This is a genomic window from Pseudomonas sp. FG29 (assembly GCF_057809355.1).
On record NZ_JBMDJU010000034.1, the window covers coordinates 20557 to 39452 of the forward strand.

Annotated in this window: 17 protein-coding genes and 1 tRNA gene; 2 read left to right on the top strand and 16 right to left on the bottom strand. The window is 62.0% G+C overall.

What is annotated here, in order from left to right; genetic code table 11:
- Positions 1 to 56 precede the first annotated feature (56 nt).
- From infC to ACODS1_RS22325, 3 genes are all read right to left on the bottom strand, one after another.
- Positions 57 to 608 carry a translation initiation factor IF-3 gene (gene infC / locus ACODS1_RS22315; RefSeq protein ID WP_322981283.1) on the bottom strand — a complete coding sequence of 184 codons (552 nt, stop codon included), beginning with the start codon at positions 606 to 608 and terminating at the stop codon, positions 57 to 59.
- On the bottom strand, positions 608 to 2530 hold the full coding sequence (thrS, locus tag ACODS1_RS22320) for a threonine--tRNA ligase (protein ID WP_489087371.1): 1923 nt from the start codon (positions 2528 to 2530) through the stop codon (positions 608 to 610). The genes infC and thrS overlap by 1 nt, the downstream gene beginning before the upstream one ends.
- Positions 2531 to 2821: 291 nt before the next feature.
- A tRNA-Val gene (locus ACODS1_RS22325) sits at positions 2822 to 2898 on the bottom strand.
- A 184-nt stretch (positions 2899 to 3082) separates the two neighbouring features.
- On the opposite strand from ACODS1_RS22325, the gene ACODS1_RS22330 reads away from it, so the two are divergent.
- Positions 3083 to 4366 carry an NAD(P)/FAD-dependent oxidoreductase gene (locus ACODS1_RS22330; RefSeq protein WP_489087372.1) on the top strand — a complete coding sequence of 428 codons (1284 nt, stop codon included), beginning with the start codon at positions 3083 to 3085 and terminating at the stop codon, positions 4364 to 4366.
- A 51-nt stretch (positions 4367 to 4417) separates the two neighbouring features.
- On the opposite strand, the gene ACODS1_RS22335 is transcribed toward ACODS1_RS22330, so the two are convergent.
- From ACODS1_RS22335 to ACODS1_RS22390, 12 genes are all read right to left on the bottom strand, one after another.
- A complete protein-coding gene (locus ACODS1_RS22335; RefSeq protein WP_322981245.1) occupies positions 4418 to 5371 on the bottom strand; it encodes a PA2778 family cysteine peptidase in 954 nt (317 codons plus the stop codon).
- Entirely contained in the window at positions 5356 to 5763 is a 408-nt protein-coding gene (locus ACODS1_RS22340) for a PA2779 family protein (RefSeq protein WP_489087373.1), read from the bottom strand. The genes ACODS1_RS22335 and ACODS1_RS22340 overlap by 16 nt, the downstream gene beginning before the upstream one ends.
- A 78-nt stretch (positions 5764 to 5841) precedes the next feature.
- Positions 5842 to 7569: a NahK/ErcS family hybrid sensor histidine kinase/response regulator gene (locus ACODS1_RS22345; RefSeq protein WP_489087374.1), complete on the bottom strand. Its 1728-nt coding sequence runs from the start codon at positions 7567 to 7569 to the stop codon at positions 5842 to 5844.
- The gene (ercA, locus tag ACODS1_RS22350) at positions 7553 to 8716 is read right to left on the bottom strand and encodes an alcohol dehydrogenase-like regulatory protein ErcA (RefSeq protein WP_489087375.1); all 1164 of its coding nucleotides are present in this window, start codon (positions 8714 to 8716) and stop codon (positions 7553 to 7555) included. The genes ACODS1_RS22345 and ercA overlap by 17 nt, the downstream gene beginning before the upstream one ends.
- Before the next feature lie 77 nt (positions 8717 to 8793).
- Positions 8794 to 10617: a S9 family peptidase gene (locus ACODS1_RS22355; protein WP_489087376.1), complete on the bottom strand. Its 1824-nt coding sequence runs from the start codon at positions 10615 to 10617 to the stop codon at positions 8794 to 8796.
- The gene (gene pqqE, locus ACODS1_RS22360) at positions 10605 to 11759 is read right to left on the bottom strand and encodes a pyrroloquinoline quinone biosynthesis protein PqqE (RefSeq protein ID WP_489087377.1); all 1155 of its coding nucleotides are present in this window, start codon (positions 11757 to 11759) and stop codon (positions 10605 to 10607) included. The genes ACODS1_RS22355 and pqqE overlap by 13 nt, the downstream gene beginning before the upstream one ends.
- On the bottom strand, positions 11731 to 12009 hold the full coding sequence (pqqD, locus tag ACODS1_RS22365) for a pyrroloquinoline quinone biosynthesis peptide chaperone PqqD (protein ID WP_489087378.1): 279 nt from the start codon (positions 12007 to 12009) through the stop codon (positions 11731 to 11733). Before pqqD ends, pqqE begins: the two co-directional genes overlap by 29 nt.
- Before the next feature lie 23 nt (positions 12010 to 12032).
- A complete protein-coding gene (pqqC, locus tag ACODS1_RS22370; RefSeq protein ID WP_489087379.1) occupies positions 12033 to 12785 on the bottom strand; it encodes a pyrroloquinoline-quinone synthase PqqC in 753 nt (250 codons plus the stop codon).
- Positions 12786 to 12811: 26 nt separating this feature from the next.
- Positions 12812 to 13726 carry a pyrroloquinoline quinone biosynthesis protein PqqB gene (gene pqqB / locus ACODS1_RS22375; protein WP_489087380.1) on the bottom strand — a complete coding sequence of 305 codons (915 nt, stop codon included), beginning with the start codon at positions 13724 to 13726 and terminating at the stop codon, positions 12812 to 12814.
- Positions 13727 to 13772: 46 nt separating this feature from the next.
- On the bottom strand, positions 13773 to 13844 hold the full coding sequence (gene pqqA, locus ACODS1_RS22380; protein ID WP_003243383.1) for a pyrroloquinoline quinone precursor peptide PqqA: 72 nt from the start codon (positions 13842 to 13844) through the stop codon (positions 13773 to 13775).
- A 293-nt stretch (positions 13845 to 14137) separates the two neighbouring features.
- Positions 14138 to 15658, bottom strand: a complete 1521-nt coding sequence (gene exaC, locus ACODS1_RS22385) for an acetaldehyde dehydrogenase ExaC (RefSeq protein WP_322981238.1) — start codon at positions 15656 to 15658, stop codon at positions 14138 to 14140.
- Positions 15659 to 16085: 427 nt separating this feature from the next.
- Positions 16086 to 17861 (bottom strand): methanol/ethanol family PQQ-dependent dehydrogenase, encoded by a 1776-nt coding sequence (locus ACODS1_RS22390; protein ID WP_489087381.1) that lies wholly within the window; start codon positions 17859 to 17861, stop codon positions 16086 to 16088.
- A gap of 180 nt (positions 17862 to 18041) precedes the next feature.
- Here ACODS1_RS22390 and ACODS1_RS22395 point away from each other — a divergent pair, with 180 nt between their 5' ends.
- Positions 18042 to 18437: a hypothetical protein gene (locus ACODS1_RS22395; protein WP_489087382.1), complete on the top strand. Its 396-nt coding sequence runs from the start codon at positions 18042 to 18044 to the stop codon at positions 18435 to 18437.
- Between the two features lie 114 nt (positions 18438 to 18551).
- Here the strand turns inward: ACODS1_RS22395 and ACODS1_RS22400 are convergent.
- Positions 18552 to 18896, bottom strand: a 345-nt coding sequence (locus ACODS1_RS22400; RefSeq protein ID WP_489087383.1) for a DNA adenine methylase, incomplete at its 5' end; no start/stop codon positions are given.

Genomic DNA, 18896 nt, shown 5'->3' on the forward strand with positions numbered 1-18896 from the left:
AGTACTCCGCATTCATTAACAACTGATAACCATCAGGCCTGCCAGTGCCCGGGAGGTTATTTACGCTTCTTGGGAGCGATGACCATCATCAGCTGGCGTCCTTCCAGCTTAGGATGCTGTTCGACGGTGCCAAGCTCGATCAGGTCTTGTTCGACCCGCTTGAGCAGCTCCATACCCAGCTCCTGGTGAGCCATCTCACGACCGCGGAATCGAAGCGATACCTTGGCCTTGTCCCCATCTTCAAGGAAACGTATCAGGTTGCGTAGTTTTACCTGATAATCCCCTTCCTCCGTCCCTGGACGAAACTTGATCTCTTTGATCTGCTGCTGATGCTGGTTCTTCTTGGCAATCGCAGCCTGCTTCTTCTTCTCGAACAGGTGCTTGCCGTAGTCCATGATGCGGCAAACTGGCGGTACTGCATCAGCTGAGATCTCTACCAGATCCAGCTTGGCTTCTTCAGCCACGCGCAATGCCTCATCGATCGAAACAATACCAATCTGCTCGCCATCGGCGCCAATCAGGCGCACTTCACGAGCGGTAATGTTCTCGTTGATAGGCGCCTTGGGGGCGGCCCGCTTGTCCTGTCTCATTTCACGCTTAATAGTTATTACTCCAAATCTTGGCGACCACGCCGGGAAACCGCTTGCTGCAACTGCTCAGCGAACTGCTCGATGGGCAGAGAGCCCAGATCGACGCCTTCGCGAGTACGGACAGCAACGGATCGAGTCTCGACTTCCCGATCTCCAATAACCAAGAGATAGGGAACCTTGAGCAAGGTATGCTCGCGGATTTTAAAGCCGATCTTCTCGTTTCTCAAGTCGGCCTTGGCACGGAATCCGCTTTGATTGAGAGTTTTCTCGACTTCACGAGCAAAATCGGCCTGTTTGTCGGTGATATTCATGATCACCGCCTGAGTCGGCGCGAGCCAGGCCGGGAAAGAACCGGCATAGTGCTCGATCAGCATGCCGATGAAGCGCTCGAAGGATCCGAGAATCGCACGGTGCAGCATGACCGGACGCTTGCGATTGTTATCCTCGGCGATGTAGCTGGCCTCCAGCCGCTCCGGCAGGTTCGGGTCATACTGCAGCGTACCGCACTGCCAGTTACGCCCCAGGCAATCCTTGAGGGTGAACTCGATCTTCGGCCCGTAGAACGCACCTTCGCCAGGCTGATATTCCCAGGCCAGACCGGATTCATTGAGCGCGTCAGCGAGCGCCCCTTCGGCGCGATCCCAAAGCTCCTCGGAACCCACGCGCTTGGCAGGGCGAGTAGACAGCTTCATGGAGACATCAGTGAAGCCGAAGTCACGATAAACCTGCAGCGTCAGCTTGATGAAGTCTGCCGCCTCCTTCTTTACCTGCTCTTCGGTGCAGAAGATGTGCGCATCATCCTGTACGAAGCCGCGCACACGCATGATGCCGTGCAGCGCACCGGACGGCTCGTTACGATGGCAGGCACCGAACTCGGCCAGGCGCAGCGGCAGATCACGATAGGACTTCAGCCCCTGGTTGAAGATCTGCACATGGCATGGGCAGTTCATCGGCTTGACGGCGTAGTCGCGGTTTTCCGAGGCAGTGGTGAACATGTTCTCGGCGTAGTTGGACCAGTGCCCCGAGCGCTCCCAGAGGATGCGATCGACGACCTGCGGCGTACGCACTTCGACATAACCGTGCTCGCGCTGCACCTGGCGCATGTACTGCTCCAGCACCTGGTAGACAGTCCAACCGTTCGGATGCCAGAACACCATGCCCGGCGCTTCTTCCTGCAGATGGAACAGGTCGAGCTGCTTGCCGATGCGGCGGTGATCGCGCTTTTCAGCCTCTTCGATGCGCTGAATGTAAGCAGCCAGCTGCTTCTTGTCGGCCCAGGCCGTGCCATAGATGCGCTGCAACTGCTCATTCTTCGAATCACCGCGCCAGTAGGCGCCGGAAATACGAGTCAGCTTGAATGCCTTAAGGAAGCGAGTATTGGGCACGTGCGGGCCACGGCACATGTCCACGTATTCTTCGTGGTAGTACAGCCCCATAGCCTGCGCATCCGGCATGTCATCGATCAGGCGCAACTTGTACTCTTCACCGCGCGCCCTGAAGACCTCGATGACCTCGGCACGCGGCGTCATTTTCTTGATGACGTCGTAGTCCTTGTCGATCAGCTCTTTCATGCGCTGCTCGATGGCCGCCATGTCCTCAGGCGTGAAAGGACGACCGATGGCGATATCGTAATAGAAGCCTTCTTCGATGACCGGGCCGATCACCATCTTGGCATCCGGATAGAGCTGCTTGACCGCATGCCCAACCAAGTGCGCACAGGAGTGGCGAATGATTTCCAGCCCCTCTTCGTCCTTCGGCGTAATGATCTGCAGGGTGGCGTCGCGATCGATCACATCGCAGGCATCGACCTGCTTGCCATCGACCTTGCCGGCCAGCGTGGCCTTGGCCAGGCCCGCACCAATGGATTGAGCGACCTCCAGTACGGATACCGGATGATCAAACGAACGCTGACTACCGTCGGGAAGAGTAATGATGGGCATGGCGCCTCCTCTCCTAGTGGTGACCCCTACCAAAGGTCACGTGGGTTGGGATGAGCCAGGAAGCGATTCGGCGGCGTATCTGCCTAACGATGGCAGGAGCCCTGCTAGGGGCCAACCAGAACCGAACCAAGTCACTGGAAGTAAGGTTGCGGATGCTTCCAGAAAGCACTGCCCTCTGACAAGACATCCATACGAATATCAGGCAATTTCCCGCAACAGCGCCCGAGAAAACCAAAGCCACTAAATCGCAGGAACAAAAAAGGGTCGCCTGAGCGACCCTTTTTATCGATTTGGTAGGCACAATTGGACTCGAACCAACGACCCCCACCATGTCAAGGTGGTGCTCTAACCAACTGAGCTATGTGCCTTCGATGGGTGCGCATTCTACGCAGTTCTTTTTTGGACGTCAACAAGTTTTTTCGCTAACTCACTGAAATAGTCCAATTTTTTATCTCGAGGCCTTCGTTGAATATTTTGCACGTCCACTAGCCGGCCATTTTCAACTCGGGTAGCATCAGGCCATTCGTAAAAAATAAAGAACAGAGGTTCAAAATGGCGCACACGGCATACCCTCAGTCCTACTACGCCGCATCGGCCAATCAGGCTCCACAGCGCCCCGCCCTGCAAGGCGAGGTCGAAACCGACATCTGCGTTATCGGTGCTGGCTATACCGGCCTGTCCACCGCGCTCTTCCTGCTGGAGAACGGCTTCAAGGTCACGGTACTCGAAGCAGCCAAGGTCGGCTTCGGTGCGTCAGGGCGCAACGGCGGCCAGATCGTCAACAGCTACAGCCGCGACATCGACGTGATCGAGCGCAGCGTCGGCCCCAAGCAGGCGCAACTGCTCGGACAGATGGCATTCGAAGGTGGTCGCATCATCCGCGAGCGCATCGCCAAGTACGACATCCAGTGCGACCTTAAGGACGGTGGCGTATTTGCCGCCCTCACTGCCAAACAGATGGGTCACCTGGAAGCGCAGAAGAAACTGTGGGAGCGCTACGGCCATACCCAACTGGAGCTGATGGACGCAGCACGTATCCGTGAAGTAGTCGCCACCGATAACTACATCGGCGGCATGCTGGACATGAGCGGCGGTCACATCCATCCGCTCAATCTGGCGCTGGGCGAGGCCGCTGCCGTCGAATCGCTGGGCGGCGTGATCCATGAACAGTGCCCGGCAATTCGTATCGAGCGCGGCGCCAACCCGGTCGTGCATACGCCAGAAGGCCGAGTGAAGGCCAAGTTTGTGGTGGTGGCGGGCAATGCCTATCTGGGCAATCTGGTGCCGGAGCTGGCCGCCAAGTCCATGCCCTGCGGCACTCAGGTAATCACCACCGAGCCGCTGAGCGATGAAGTGGCTGCCAGCCTGCTACCGCAGGATTACTGCGTCGAAGACTGCAACTACCTGCTCGACTACTATCGCCTGACCGGCGACAAGCGCCTGATCTATGGCGGCGGCGTGGTCTACGGTGCACGCGACCCGGCCAACATCGAAGCGATCATCCGCCCGAAGATGCTCAAGACCTTCCCGCAGTTGAAGAACGTGAAGATCGACTTCGCCTGGACCGGCAACTTCCTGCTGACCCTCTCGCGCCTGCCGCAGGTTGGCCGTATCGGCGACAACATCTACTACTCCCAGGGTTGCAGCGGTCACGGCGTCACCTACACGCACCTGGCCGGCAAGGTGCTGGCCGAAGCGCTCCGTGGCCAGGCGGAACGTTTCGATGCCTTCGCCGAACTGCCGCACTACCCCTTCCCTGGTGGCCAGCTGTTGCGCGTGCCCTTCACAGCCATGGGCGCCTGGTATTACAGCCTGCGAGACAAGCTCGGGTTTTGAGCAAGACGTTCGATACGAAAACGGCGCCCTCTGGCGCCGTTTTCATTTGCATCATGGACAGCTCGGCAGCACCCGACACTGCCCTGCCCCAGGCGTCGACTTGAGTGGCGCAGCAAAACGTTCATCGCCAGGCGCCAGCTTGCGCGCGCAGGCTTGTGCTGTCACCGCTTCGCTCGCACAGCCTTGCTCTGCGAGCACCTGAGAGAGGTTGAACCAACCAGCGGCGAAGCTCGGTTCACGCTGCAGGCTTTCACGCAGCGCCTGCTCGGCGCCCTTGTGGTCACCATCGGCATAACGGCTGTTGCTGAGGGCAAACCAGGGCAGCGACGCCTTCGGCCAGGCCTCAGTCGCAGTGCGATAGGCACGACGTGCGGCAGCGGCCTGGCCTGTCTGTTCGAGATCGCTGGCCGCCTTCATCCAGGTGCTCATGTCGGCCTTGGCGGGCAGACGATCCGGTGGCAGCGTCACGACGGCCCAGCGACCACCGCGAGCCCAGGTTCGGTCAAAGGTGTTGAAACTGGTTTCCAGACGGCGCGTCGTGCCAGAGCGCAGCATGAGTTCGCGCTCACGGCGGTCATAGCCCACCACCACTGCAAAATGCCACTGCGGATACCAGTCGAAAGCCAGGTTCTGCAGTACCAGAACCGGGTTTCCCGCCGCCACTTCGGCCAGAACGGCGTCCAGCTTGGGCTCGAGCGGATAGACCAGCATTTCATGACTACGCGCGGCGGCGACCATCTCGACCTGCAGACTGCCCTCGCGACCAGGGATATAGACCTTATCCTTGAGCAGCCCAGGCGAGGTCATCACGCCACGCTGGTTGAGCATCGTGGACAAGGCCGCCGGCCCGCACTGGTAGGCGTCCTGAGCGTAGAAGGGAACGTCGCTCAATTCGACCCGCTCAGGCAGGCTCGCGCCCTCCGGTGACAACACCGGAGAGCGGGCACAGGCAGCGAGTAGAGCGATGGATGTGATGCAGCAGAGACGAATCAGCGATTGATACATTTGACGAAACTGAAGATGTTGGTAGCGCACAGCATATCAGTGATGATGAAGATCACCAGAAACAACACGATGATGCCCACCACACCTGCACCGGCAGGTGCCTGATCGAGTTGCTGGTTGAACTGCGCCAGTTCGGCCGGCGTCAGGCTGGCAATACGCGATTCGACCTGCTCGCGATCCACGCCCATGGCGACCAGTTTGTCTTTCACCTGCTGGTCATCGAGCATGGCCATCAGTTGTTTCTGATCCACCTGATGCTGTTGCTCGGCGATGATTTCCGGCGTACCGATCATGGCCGCATTCGCAGCTGGAATCTGCGCCACCAGCAGCAGGTGGAACAATGCCGTGACGGCGGCCAGACGACGCATGGCAGGACGCATGAGAGTTGTCATTGTGGTTATCTCCTGGGGTCATGAGGTAGCCAATAGACATCGTCATAACGCAGCAGGTTCAGCAGACGCCACAACCATTCAGCCATCCTGCAACAGTTGGCTGATCACGGCTCGCAACTTGCCTGGCTTGACCGGCTTGTTCAGCAGCGGAACGCCGAGGGCATTGAGATCGTGCCGGCAGGCATCGCTGCGATCAGCGCTGATGACCACAGCCGGAATGTCGCAACCGAAGTGTGCGCGCAAGGCCCGGATCACATCGCAGCCCAACACGCCCTCGTCCAGGTGGTAATCGGCCAGGATCAGCTCCGGCGCGCGATCGCCAAGCACCTCCAGGGCCGCCTGCTGATCCGTCGCCGTGCTTACCTCGCAGCCCCACTGCCCCAGCAGCGCCTGCATGCTGTGCAGGATTGCCGTCTCGTTATCGATTACCAGCAGACGCCGGCCGGGTAACGGATCGCCAAGCGCCGGCCGGTTGATCGCTGGCAGCACTGGCGGCACCGGCTCCATCTCGGCCAGAGGCACGCGGATGCCGAACAGCGAGCCGCGACCGGGTTGCGAGCGCACCTGCACCGCATAGCCGAGCATGCGGGCGATGCGCTCGACGATGGCCAGCCCCAGCCCAACGCCCTTGCGCTCGGCAGCACGGCCGACGTCCAGCTGGTTGAACTCGAGGAAGATCCGATCCATCTGCTGCTCTGGAATGCCTCGCCCGGTATCCCAGACCTGGATATCGAGGAATGCACCGCGACGACGCGCGCCGAGCAGCACGCCGCCGCGCTCGGTGTAGCGACAGGCATTGCTCAGGAAGTTGCGCAGGATGCGCGTAAGCAGACGAAAATCGGTACGCACCGCACAGGGGCGAATACGTGCACGCAACTGCAAGCCACTGGCTGCCGCCACGCCATCGAACTCCGAAGCCAGCGGCGCGAGAAGCTCTTCCAACCGATAGACATCGATATCGGGCTTGATCGCGGCCTGATCCAGCTTGGAGATGTCCAGCAGGTCGGTCAGCAGATCCTCGGCCCCTTCCAGCGCCAGGTGACTGCGCTCCACCAGAGTCTGCTCCGCACTGGGCAGCTCGCGCTCACGCAAGGTGGAAATCAGCAGGCGCGCGGCATTGAGCGGCTGCAGCAGGTCATGACTGGCGGCTGCCAGGTATTTGTCCTTGCTGCGGTTGGCCGCCTCGGCGGCATCACGGGCTTCGCGCAGCGCCAGCTCGATACGCTCGCGCTCCTCGATCTGCCGCTGCAGGTTACGGTTGGACTCGAGCAGCTCGAAGGTGCGCGCCGCCACGCGACGCTCCAATTCGTCATTGAGCTGTTGCAGGCGCTGCTGGTTCTGCTTGCGTTCGGTGATATCGGCGACGAAGCCTTCGAACACCCCATCGCCCCCCGGCTTGAGCAGCAGGTTCATGAGCACGTCCAACGTGCTGCCGTCCCTGCGGCGCAGGCAGGTCTCGTAACCCAGGAGTGCGCCGCCCTCGTCGAGGCGCTGGCGAATCAGCAACAGTTCCTCGAAGCCGCCGACGAACAAATGCCGCCCCAGATCCCCCAGCGACCACAGCACCTGCTGTGGATCGTCGTAACCGAGCATGCGCGCCATGGCCGGGTTGGCCGCCAGCACGCCTTGCTGCAGGCTGGCCTGGAAGATGCCATGCACAGCGTGTTCGAACAGCCATTTGTAGCGGTTACGTTCGGTTTCCAGCTCTTCCAGGCGCGCCAGCAGCTCCGGGTAGTGGCTCTTGCGCGCCGATTGGCTGCTCAGCCCCAGCAGCCCGGCCAGCGCGTCGTCAGAGCGCCTCGCCATAGACCACCTCGACATCGCGCTGGGTCGACTCGCGCGGGTTGGTGAGGATGCACGGATCGTCCATGGCATGGCTGGACAGGAACGGAATGTCCGAGGTGCTGACCCCATGCAGGCCAAGCGTCTCGCGGAAGCCCATGGCGTGCTTGAAGGCGATCAGGTGCTCGACCAGACGCTGGCGAATCTGTGCGTGGTTGAGCCCTCGACAATCGATACCGAGGGTCTCGGCAATGACCTTGAAGCGCTCCGGCGCGGCGCTGTAGTTGAACGCCACCACATGCTCGACCAGCACCGCGTTGCACAGGCCATGGGGCAGATCGAGAAAGCCACCGAGGCTGTGACTCATGGCATGCACTGCGCCGAGGATCGCGTTGGAAAAAGCCAGGCCGGCCTGCATGCTGCCGAGCATGATCTTCTCGCGCAGGGCGATATCGCCCGGGTTGGCGATCATCTGCACCAGGTTGCCGTTGATCAGGCGCATGGCTTCCAGCGCGTGCGGGTCGGTCAGCGGGCCGTGGCCGGTGGAAACGAACGCCTCGATGGCATGCACCATGGCGTCGATGCCGGTACAGGCCGAGAGGAACGGATCCATGCTCAGGGTGGTTTCCGGGTCGATCAGCGACACGTCCGGCACCACTGCCTTGCTGACGATGGAAAACTTCATCCGCTCCTGCTGATTGGAGATGATCACGAACTGCGACACATCGGCCGACGTGCCGGCGGTGGTCGGGATCAGGATCAGCGGCGGGCTGGGCACACGGATGGTGTCCACGCCTTCGAACTCGAGAATGCTGCGACCATGGGCAACCACGATGCCGATGCCTTTGGCGCAATCCATCGGGCTGCCGCCACCGACCGCGACGATGACGTTGCAGCCCTCGCTGCGATAGAGCTCGGCGCCCTCCATCACCTCTTCCACGCGCGGATTGGGCGACACCTTGGTGTATAGGCAGTAGGCGATACCCTGGGCCTGCAGGCTGGCCTCGACATCACCGGACCAGCCAGCGGCGACCACGCCAGGATCGGAGACGATCAGCACCTTGCGTGCGCCGAAGGTCTTGGCGTAGTTGCCGACGTTATGCCGGGAGCCGGCGCCGAAGATGATCTCGGGGGAAACGAACTTTCGCAGCTGATTCAATTCGTGGCTCATGCAACGGCCTGAAATTTCTTGTTATGGAGTGGCGATCAGCCTACTGCATTGCCCGGTTTATGCAATGCGACCTGCGTTCAGCCCAGACGCTGATAGAAGGCATGCTCGGCGCGCAGGGCTTCGGCCAGATTAGCGGCCTGACGGAAACCATGGCGTTCTTCGGCGAACAGGTGATATTCGACCGGCAAACCGCGTTGGCGTAACGCCTCGACCATGCTTTCGGTCTGGCTCGGCACCACCACGGCATCCAGCGCGCCCTGAAAGAAAATCACCGGCACCCTGATCCGTTCGGCCTGCAACAAAGGCGTGCGATCCCGGTAGCGCTGGGCATCCTGCTCGGGGTCGCCGATCAGCCAGTCGAGATAATCGGCCTCGAACTTATGCGTCAGCCGGCGCAGCGCCTGCGGGTCGCTGACGCCGTAAAGACTGGCGCCACCACGCAGCTGCGGCAGTTCGACCAGCGCTCGCAGTGCGCTGAAGCCGCCGGCGCTGCCGCCCCGCACGAACACGCGCAGCGGATCGATTCGCCCCCTCGCGGCCAGCGCCTCAATGGCGGCGCGAATGTCCTCGACTTCCAGTTCGCCCCATTGCCCGGCCAGACGCAGGCGATAAGCCCGTCCATAGCAGCTGCTGCCCCGGTAGTTGAGATCGAGCACCGCATAACCGCGCAACGTCCAGAAGGCGATACGCGGGTCGAACACCGGATAGCTGGCCGAAGTCGGCCCGCCGTGCAGGAAGATCACCAGCGCTGGACACTCTCCGGTTGCTACGGGCGAGTAGAAAAAACCGTGGCTGCGCTCATCAGCCACCGCGCAACTGAACGGCTGAGGACGTGAGAGCTGTTCTTCAGCTAACGGCTGCTCGCCACCGGCCAGTAGCCGTAGCGCGCCATCGCAGCGGCGAATGGCAAGCACAACCGGCAGGCGATCCGGGGCGCCAGCAATGCAGTAGAAGTGCTCGGTATCGGCGGCCAGGGAACGGAAACGCGTAAAGCCCTCTGCCAATCGCTGCTCCGTGCTGGCAGCGCGATGCCTGACCAGCACGCCACCTCCCTGCTCGAAACGGGTCAGCAGCAGTTCGTCGTTCTCCAGCAGCAGGTAGCTACTACCACCCAACTGCCAGGGCGCAGGAGCGTGATCGCACGGCATGACATCCAACTGCCTATCCGTATCGATGCATCTCGGCTGCCACCAACCTGCCTGATCGCTCAATACCCATAGCCGCCCTCGCGCATCGAAACGAGGCTGCTGCAGAGACTGATCGCCGCCCTGCCCGGCCATCACACGCGCGCGCTCGCCGGACTCGCGCAGGCAAAGGCGTGTAGCGACCCAGGGTTGGTGCGGGCGATCCCATTCAATCCAGGCCAGGCGCTGGCCATTTGGATCAGCCACCGGTGCTGCATAGAAATCGGCTCCCTCGACCAGGATCTCGCGCTTGCCGCTCAGACCGATACGCACCAGGCGATGCACCACGGCACCACCCTCATGGCTTTCCTCCACGGCCAGCAATGCCTGCCAGGCGGGCACGAAAGAGAGGTCGCCGTAGCGGCAGTGGGAATGACTGGTGATCAGGTAGGGGGCGCCATGTGCACCGCCGTCCAAGCCGACATCGATGCGATAGATCTGCTGATCACGCTCGTTGACGAAAGCAACGCCCTGCTGCGTGGCACAGCAGGCGCCGCCACCGTACTCGTAAACGCGGCTGCGCACGGAAAACCCTGGCGGGGTCAGTTCGCACACGATGCCGTCGCGGCAGAAGAACAACCCACAACGCGCCTGCAACGGGTCGAACGCTACCCACAGCACACCACCGTGGGCAGCGTGCAGTTCGGCGAAGTCGGCACTGGCAGCCGCCGCCTGTTCGGCGCTCCAGATCGAATCGGGATCGGTCACACCTTGCATATGATCCGCGAGGCCTTCTCGTTGCGGTACTGCAACGCCTCCAGCCCCAGCGGCGCCTCATCGGCCTGCTGGCGTGCCGCGAGAATCACACCATGGTGCGCCGACTTGCTGCACACCGGGTCGGCATTGCTGGCATCGCCGGTCAGCATGAAGGCCTGGCAACGACAGCCGCCGAAATCCTTGTCCTTCTCGTCGCACGACCGACACGGCTCGGGCATCCAGTCGTCGCCGCGAAAGCGGTTGAAGCCGAACGACTCGCGCCAGATATGCTCGACGCTGTGCTCGCGCACGTTAGGGAACTGCACCGGCAACTGCCGCGCGCTGTGGCAGGGTAGCGCCGTGCCGTCCGGGGTGATGTCGAGGAACAGGTTGCCCCAGCCGTTCATGCAGGCCTTGGGGCGCTCCTCGTAGTAATCCGGGGTGACGAAGATCAGTTTGCACGGATGGTTCTCGGCCGCCAGCTTGTCGCGCCACTGATTAGTGATGCGCTCGGCGCGCTGCAGTTGCGCGCGGGTCGGCAGCAAGCCGGCGCGGTTGAGTTCCGCCCAACCGTAGAACTGGCAGGTGGCAAGCTCGACGAAATCCGCCTCCAGCTCCAGGCACAGCTCGATGATGCGCTCGATGTTGTCGATGTTGTGCCGGTGAGTGACGAAGTTGAGCACCATCGGGTAGCCGTGCGCCTTGACGGCCCGGGCCATGGCCAGCTTCTGCGCGAAGGCCTTCTTCGAGCCGGCCAGCAGGTTGTTCACCTCCTCGTCGGCGGCCTGGAAGCTGATCTGGATGTGATCCAGTCCGGCGTCGGCGAACTCGGCGATGCGCGCTTCGGTCAGGCCGATGCCGGAGGTAATCAGGTTGGTGTAATAGCCCAGGCCGCGCGCCGCTGCGATCAGTTCGGCGAGATCCTGGCGTACCAGCGGCTCGCCACCGGAGAAGCCCAACTGCGCCGCCCCCAGTTCACGCGCCTGACGGAAGACTTCGATCCATTCGGCGGTCGACAACTCGTCGCCCTGCTTGGCGAAATCCAGCGGGTTTGAGCAGTACGGGCATTGCAGCGGGCAGCGGTAGGTCAGCTCGGCCAACAACCAGAGGGGTGGGCCAACCTGCACACCCGGCTTAGCGAAGCTCGATCCAGAACTGTGCATGTGCCACCTCGATAAAGGCCAGGATGTCCTCGTCCATGCCCGGCACATCAGGGAAGCGCTGGTGCAGATTACCGATGATCTCGGCCACCGAACGCTTGCCATCGACCTGCTGGAGAATCTCGCCGGCGCTGTCATTGAGCTTGATCATGCCCTCCGGGTAGAGCAGCACATGGCACCCCTGCGCTGGCTCGAACTGCAGGCGAAAGCCACGACGAATCATCGGCACGCTACTGGCATTGGGAGTGGTCATGTGGGGCGCTCCATTCGATCCATTCATAGGTCGATCCCTCGATGCCAAACGCGCTGGTCGGTCACCGTGTGATACGGCGGACGCTGCAGTTCATAGGCCATGCTCATGGCATCGAGCATGCTCCACAGCACGTCGAGCTTGAACTGCAGGATCTGCAGCATGCGCTCCTGGGCTTCGCGGGTACGGTAGTGTTCGAGGGTGATGCGCAGGCCGTGTTCGACATCGCGACGCGCCTCTTTCAGACGCTTGCGGAAGTAGTCGTAGCCGGTGGCGTCGATCCACGGGTAGTGCTGCGGCCAGGCATCCAGGCGCGACTGGTGGATCTGCGGGGCGAACAGCTCGGTCAGCGAACTGCTGGCCGCTTCCTGCCAGCTCGCACGGCGAGCGAAGTTGACGTAGGCAGCGACGGCGAAACGCACGCCGGGCAGCACCAGCTCCTGCGACAGAACCTGTTCACGGTCGAGACCGACCGATTCGGCCAGGCGCAGCCAGGCCTCGATACCGCCCTCCTCGCCGGGCGCGCCATCGTGGTCGAGGATGCGCTGGATCCACTCGCGCCGCGTTTCGCGATCCGGGCAGTTGGCGAGGATCGCCGCATCCTTGAGTGGGATGTTGACCTGGTAGTAGAAGCGGTTGGCCACCCAACCCTGAATCTGTTCCCGGGTGGCGCGCCCTTCGTACATGGCGCGATGGAACGGGTGATGAATATGGTACAGCGCGCCCTTGGCGCGCAGCGCCTGCTCGAATTCGGCAGGTGTCATGGCAGCTTGGCTCATCGGGATTCCCCAGGGCGCAGCGCACCCTACAAATGGATGCTCATGCCATCGAACGCGACCTCGATTCCACGAGCGTCCAGCTCGGCGCGCTCAGGCGAATCCAGGTCGAGAATCGGGTTGGTGTTGTTGATATGGATGAGGATCTTGCGTGTCGACGGCAAGCCGTCGAGCACCTCGATCATGCCGCCAGGGCCGCTCTGGCACAGGTGGCCCATCTCGCTGCCGAGCTTGTCGCCGACCTCGCACACGCGCATTTCGTCGTCGCGCCACAGCGTGCCATCCACCAGCAGGCAATCGGCGCGGCGCATCCAGCCCAGCAGGTGTTCGTCCACCTGGCCCAGGCCCGGTGCGTAGAACAGGCTGCGGCCGCTGCGGCTGTCTTCGATGAACAGACCGATATTGTCGCCGGGATGAGGATTGCCCCGATGCGGCGAATACGGCGGCGCACTGCTGCGCAGAGCGATGGCGGTGATGCTCAGCGCCGGACAGGCGGGAATGCTGAAAGGTGTGGCGTCCAGCTCGATCAACCGGTGCTGCAAGCCACCGTTCCAATGGCTGAGCATGTTGAACAACGGAAAACCGCTGGTCAGATCCTGGTGCACCATCTCGGTACACCAGACTTCATGAGGGCAGCCCTCGCGCAGGGTCAGCAGCCCGGTGCAGTGATCGATCTGGCTATCGAGCAGAACGATGCCGGCGATGGCCGTGTCGCGCAGCTTGCGCGCCGGCTGCAGCGCCGGAAAGGCCTCGATCTGTGCGCGGATGTCCGGCGAGGCATTGCACAGAATCCACTGCTCGCCGTCGTCGGAGATGGCGATGGACGATTGCGTGCGCGGCTGCGCACGCAGGGTACCGGCCCGCACGCCACGGCAGTTGCGGCAGTTGCAATTCCACTGGGGAAAGCCGCCACCGGCGGCGGAGCCAAGAATCTGGATATGCATGGAAGTCACCAGCGGGATGCCCCGGACGAGCCGGGGCCAGGCGCGATCAGCGGTTGGCGAAATACATCGTCACTTCGAAGCCAATGCGCAGATCGGTGTAGGCGGGTTTAGTCCACATGATGCGGTCCTCTTGTTATGGCACCGGGGCATTCCGGCACCCTCATTAAGCCCCCGCCAGGCAAGAGGCCAAATGGTACTTTGGGATGAATCGGCACTGGCATTGGTAGGTGCGTCCATTTAGTAGGAATGGATCGCGCCATGAAGGTTCCGGCGATCGCCCGGCCTGAAACATGCGCCCATAAAAAACGCGGCCAAAGCCGCGTTGCGATAAGGGTCTGCTGCCGATCTGGAGCATCGCCAGGGTGAAAGGCCACACGCTGGAGCGAACGTGCGGCCTCTTGGGTCTGCGACTTAGAAGAAACCCAGCGGATTGATGTCGTAGCTGACCAGCAGGTTCTTGGTCTGCTGGTAGTGGTCGAGCATCATCTTGTGGGTTTCGCGCCCGACCCCGGACTTCTTGTAGCCGCCGAAGGCAGCGTGCGCCGGGTACAGGTGGTAGCAGTTAGTCCACACACGACCGGCCTTGATCGCACGGCCCATGCGATAGGCGACATTCATGTCGCGGCTCCACACGCCGGCGCCGAGGCCGAACTCGGTGTCGTTGGCAATCGCCAGGGCTTCGGCTTCGTCCTTGAAGGTAGTCACGCCGATGACCGGGCCGAAGATTTCCTCCTGGAACACACGCATCTTGTTGGTGCCCTTGAGCAGCGTCGGCTGGATGTAGTAACCGCTGGCCAGGTCGCCTTCGAGTTTCTCTACGCCACCGCCGGTGAGCACCTGGGCGCCTTCCTGCTGAGCGATTTCGAGGTAGCTGAGGATCTTGTCGAACTGCTGCTGCGAAGCCTGGGCGCCGACCATGGTGTCGGTGTCCAGCGGGTCGCCACGCTTGATCTGCTTGATCTTCTTCATCACCTCGACCATGAAGGCGTCGTAGATCGACTCCTGCACCAGTGCGCGCGACGGGCAGGTGCACACCTCGCCCTGGTTGAAGAAGCCCAGTACCAGACCCTCGGCAGCTTTCTCGATGAAGGCCGGCTCGGCGTTCATGATGTCGGCGAAGAAGATGTTCGGCGATTTGCCGCCCAGCTCGACGGTGGACGGGATGATGTTCTCGGCGGCGCATTTCATGATGTGCGAACCGACCGGAGTGGAGCCGGTGAAGGCGATCTTGGCGATGCGCTTGCTGGTGGCCAGGGCTTCACCGGCCTCGCGGCCAAAGCCCTGGACGATGTTGAGCACACCCGGCGGCAGCAGGTCGCCGATGATTTCCACCAGCAGGGTGATCGACAGCGGGGTCTGCTCGGCCGGTTTGAGCACGATGGCGTTGCCGGCGGCCAGGGCCGGGGCGAGTTTCCAGGCGGCCATCAGCAGCGGGAAGTTCCACGGGATGATCTGCCCGACCACGCCCAGCGGCTCGTGGAAGTGATAGGCCACGGTGCCATCGTTGATCTCGGCGGTGCTGCCTTCCTGGGCGCGGATGCAGCCGGCGAAGTAGCGGAAGTGGTCAGCCGCCAGCGGCACGTCGGCGTTGAGGGTTTCACGCACGGCCTTGCCGTTGTCCCAGGTTTCGGCCACGGCCAGCAGTTCGAGGTTGGCTTCGATGCGGTCGGCGATTTTCAGCAGGATGTGCGAACGCTCCTGCACGCTGGTGCGGCCCCAGGCGTCGGCGGCGGCATGCGCAGCGTCCAGCGCCTTGTCGACGTCGGCGGCGTTGGAACGGGGGAATTCACCGATAACCGAAGCGTCGACCGGGCTGGTGTTGGTGAAGTACTGGCCGCTGAGCGGGGCAACGAACTCACCGCCGATGTAGTTGCCGTAGCGCGGCTTGAGGGTCACGACGGAGCCTGGGGTACCGGGTTTCGCGTAAATCATGATGCGTCCTCTCTTTTTTGTCGGAGCCTGCCCCCATTCGGTGGAAGCAGGTCATGGTTCGATCTTAGAAAGCCCCCTACGCCCTCGGTATGCACCCATGGCACAGATCGTCTCGTCATTTGGTAGTAGAGCCGGTCTGGCACGGACGTTTGGCAGCGAGGTACGAGGCAATGGAAGTTAAAGGCTAGACCGGCTCGTTCGGTCTTGCGTTCCCCGCCGAGAAAAAACGTCAGCGACCGTTCAGGGTCGTGAATCGCCGATGGCCGGACAAAGTCCGGCCATGGTTTTTGCGTGTTCAGGAAATCTGCCGCTGTCGCAGATCACCCCCTCCGCAAAGAGGGTTTTAGCGGCCGCGTTCGGCGAGGGGAGAAAACGCAATCAGCCCCTCGCCCGTTGCCGGGAGAGGGGCTGCCAGTTACCTGGACGCTCAGTGCTTGGCCACCAGCTCCTTCGGCAGCTTGAAGGTCCACAGCATGCCGCCCTGATTCAGGTTCTTGATGCGCTTGGCCACTTCGCCCCCCCACAGCGGCACTGCACCACCCCAGCCGGACAGCACCGAGACGTACTGCTCGCCGTCCATTTCCCAGGTCACGGGCGAGCCGATCACCCCGGAGCCGGTCTGGAATTCCCAGACCTTCTCACCAGTCTTGGCGTTGAAGGCACGCAGGTAGCCCTCCGGGTTGCCGGTGAACACCAGGTTACCCTTGGTGGTCAGCACACCGCCCCACAGCGGCGCATAGTTGGTCTGGCGCCAGACCTCCTTGCCGGTCTTCGGATCGATGGCACGCAGCACACCAATGTAGTCCTCATTGAGCGGCTTGATGGTGAAGCCAGCACCGAGGTAGGCCGCGCCCTTCTTGTAGGCGATGTCTTCGTTCCAGATGTCCATGCCCCACTCGTTGGACGGTACGTAGAACAGGCCGGTGTCCTGGCTGTAGGCCATGGGCATCCAGTTCTTCGCACCGAGGAAGGCCGGTGCGGAGAACACGCTCGTGCCCTTCTCCTTCGCGCTCGGCGAGCCCGGACGGTTGCTGTCGTCGTAGATTGGCCGGCCGTTCTTGTCCAGGCCCTTGGCCCAGGTGATCTTGTCGACGAAGGGGAAACCGCGGATGAACTTGCCGTTGGTACGGTCGAGCACGTAGAAAAAGCCGTTACGGTCTGCGGTCGCGGCTGCCTTCACGGTCTTGCCGCCGTCCTGGTAGTCGAAGGAGATCAGTTCGTTGACGCCGTCGAAGTCCCAGCCGTCGTGCGGCGTGGTCTGGAAGTGCCACTTGATGCTGCCGTCGTCCGGGTTGAGCGCCAGGCGCGAGGATGAGTAGAGGTTGTCACCCGGGCGCAGGTGCGAGTTCCACGGCGCCGGGTTGCCGGTACCGAAGAACAGCAGGTTGGTGTCGGCGTCATAGTAACCACCAAGCCAGGGCGCGGCGCCGCCGGTCTTCCACAGATCGCCCGGCCAGGTCTTGCCGGCCTGGCCACCGCTGATGCCGTTCTCCACCGGCTTGCCATCCTTGTAGACATAGCCCATGTGGCCTTCAACGGTCGGGCGAGTCCACAGCAGGTCGCCGTTTTTCGGGTCATAGGCCTCGATCTTGCCGACCACACCGAATTCACCACCGGACACGCCGGTAATCAGCTTGCCATTGACCACCAGCGGCGCCGCGGTGATGGAGTAACCGGCCTTGTGATCGGCCACGCGTTTGCTCCAGACCACCTTGCCAGTGTCCTTGTTCAGGGCGACCAGCTTGGCGTCCAGGGTGCCGAAGATCACCAGGTCGTCGTACAGCGCCACGCCACGGTTGATCACGTCGCAGCACGGACGAATGTCATCCGGCAGGCGCGCCTCGTACTGCCACAGCTCACGGCCGGTACGCGCATCGACGGCGAACACCCGCGAGTAGGAGGCGGTGACGTACATCACGCCATCCTTGATCATCGGCTGGGCCTGCTGGCCGCGCTGCTTCTCGCCACCGAAGGACATGGTCCAGACCGGGCGCAGCTCCTTGACGTTCTGATCGTTGAGGATGCTCAGCGGGCTGTAGCGCTGGCCCTGCAGGCCCAGGCCGTTGGTGACGATCTGGTCGGTGGTGGTGGCGTCCTTGAGAATCTCGGCATCGGTCACCGCCAGTGCAGCGGCGGATGGCAACAGCATGGCGGCACAGAGTGCGGTGAGGATCAAGGGCTGGCGAAGACCGGCGTGTTTCATTGCGGCTACCTCTGTGGGTTCATTGTTATCACCGGGAAATTTTCCCGATCTGCCGCGAATTCTTGGCTCCACCCGGTTCAGCAACAATTGCACCCAGTGCCGATTTTCCTCGTTCCTTGGTAGCAATACCTCGCCCGATGACCGACACTGCCGCCCTGCCCACTCGCTCTGGAGACCGCCATGCCCCTCGATTCGCAAGCCCGCAACGCCGTGCTGGAAGACCCGCGCGCACTCGAGTGCAGCGTCTATCGCCCGGACGAAAAGGATGAGGACGCCGAAGAGCTCGACCTGGGCGAAGCACGCGTCTTGCTGTTGGGCGCCTTCGAAGCGCCGATCGACTGGGACGCCCGTCAGCGCGAAGAGTATTTCGGCGAGGAAGACCCGGCGCTGTTCTTCAGCGCCCGCGTCGAAAGCCTCGCCGCCCCCGGCAGCAAGGCCTTCTTCATAGTCGAGAGCGGTGACTACGTGGCCGCGCAGCCAAGCCTGGGCGAAGTGGTGATGTATTACGTCTACGACCAGGAAGACGACGCCGAGGGGCGCCGCTATGTACTGATTCGCGATGACGAGGAGCTCTAACAGGCTGTTGAAAAACTACCTACGTTGCCACTACTTGACGCCGCGCGCGAAAAATTCGGGCAGTGACGTGCGATAAATACGTTGCTGCCCGATTGTATAGTCTGCAAAAGAATCTTAGAAAAGCCCGGCCGGCTCGGCCTGGATGTCCCAGCTGAAGATCAGCACTTCCTTCGCCTCGCTCCCCTTGCCACCACCGACCGTGTACTTGATGTCCGTTGTCTCGATATGGAAGTCGGCGAAGCATTCGCGGATGGCTGGGTGGTCGTTGAGGCTGATGATCGCCTTGCCCTTGATCACCTTGAGCATCTTGGCCATCTCCAGGTACTGCTCGAACTCGAACGGCACACCGTAGCCCTCGGTCTCCCAGTACGGTGGGTCGCAGTAGAACAGCGTGTGATCGCGGTCGTACTTCTTCATGACCTCCTGCCAGCTCAGATGCTCGATGTAGGTGCTGCTGAG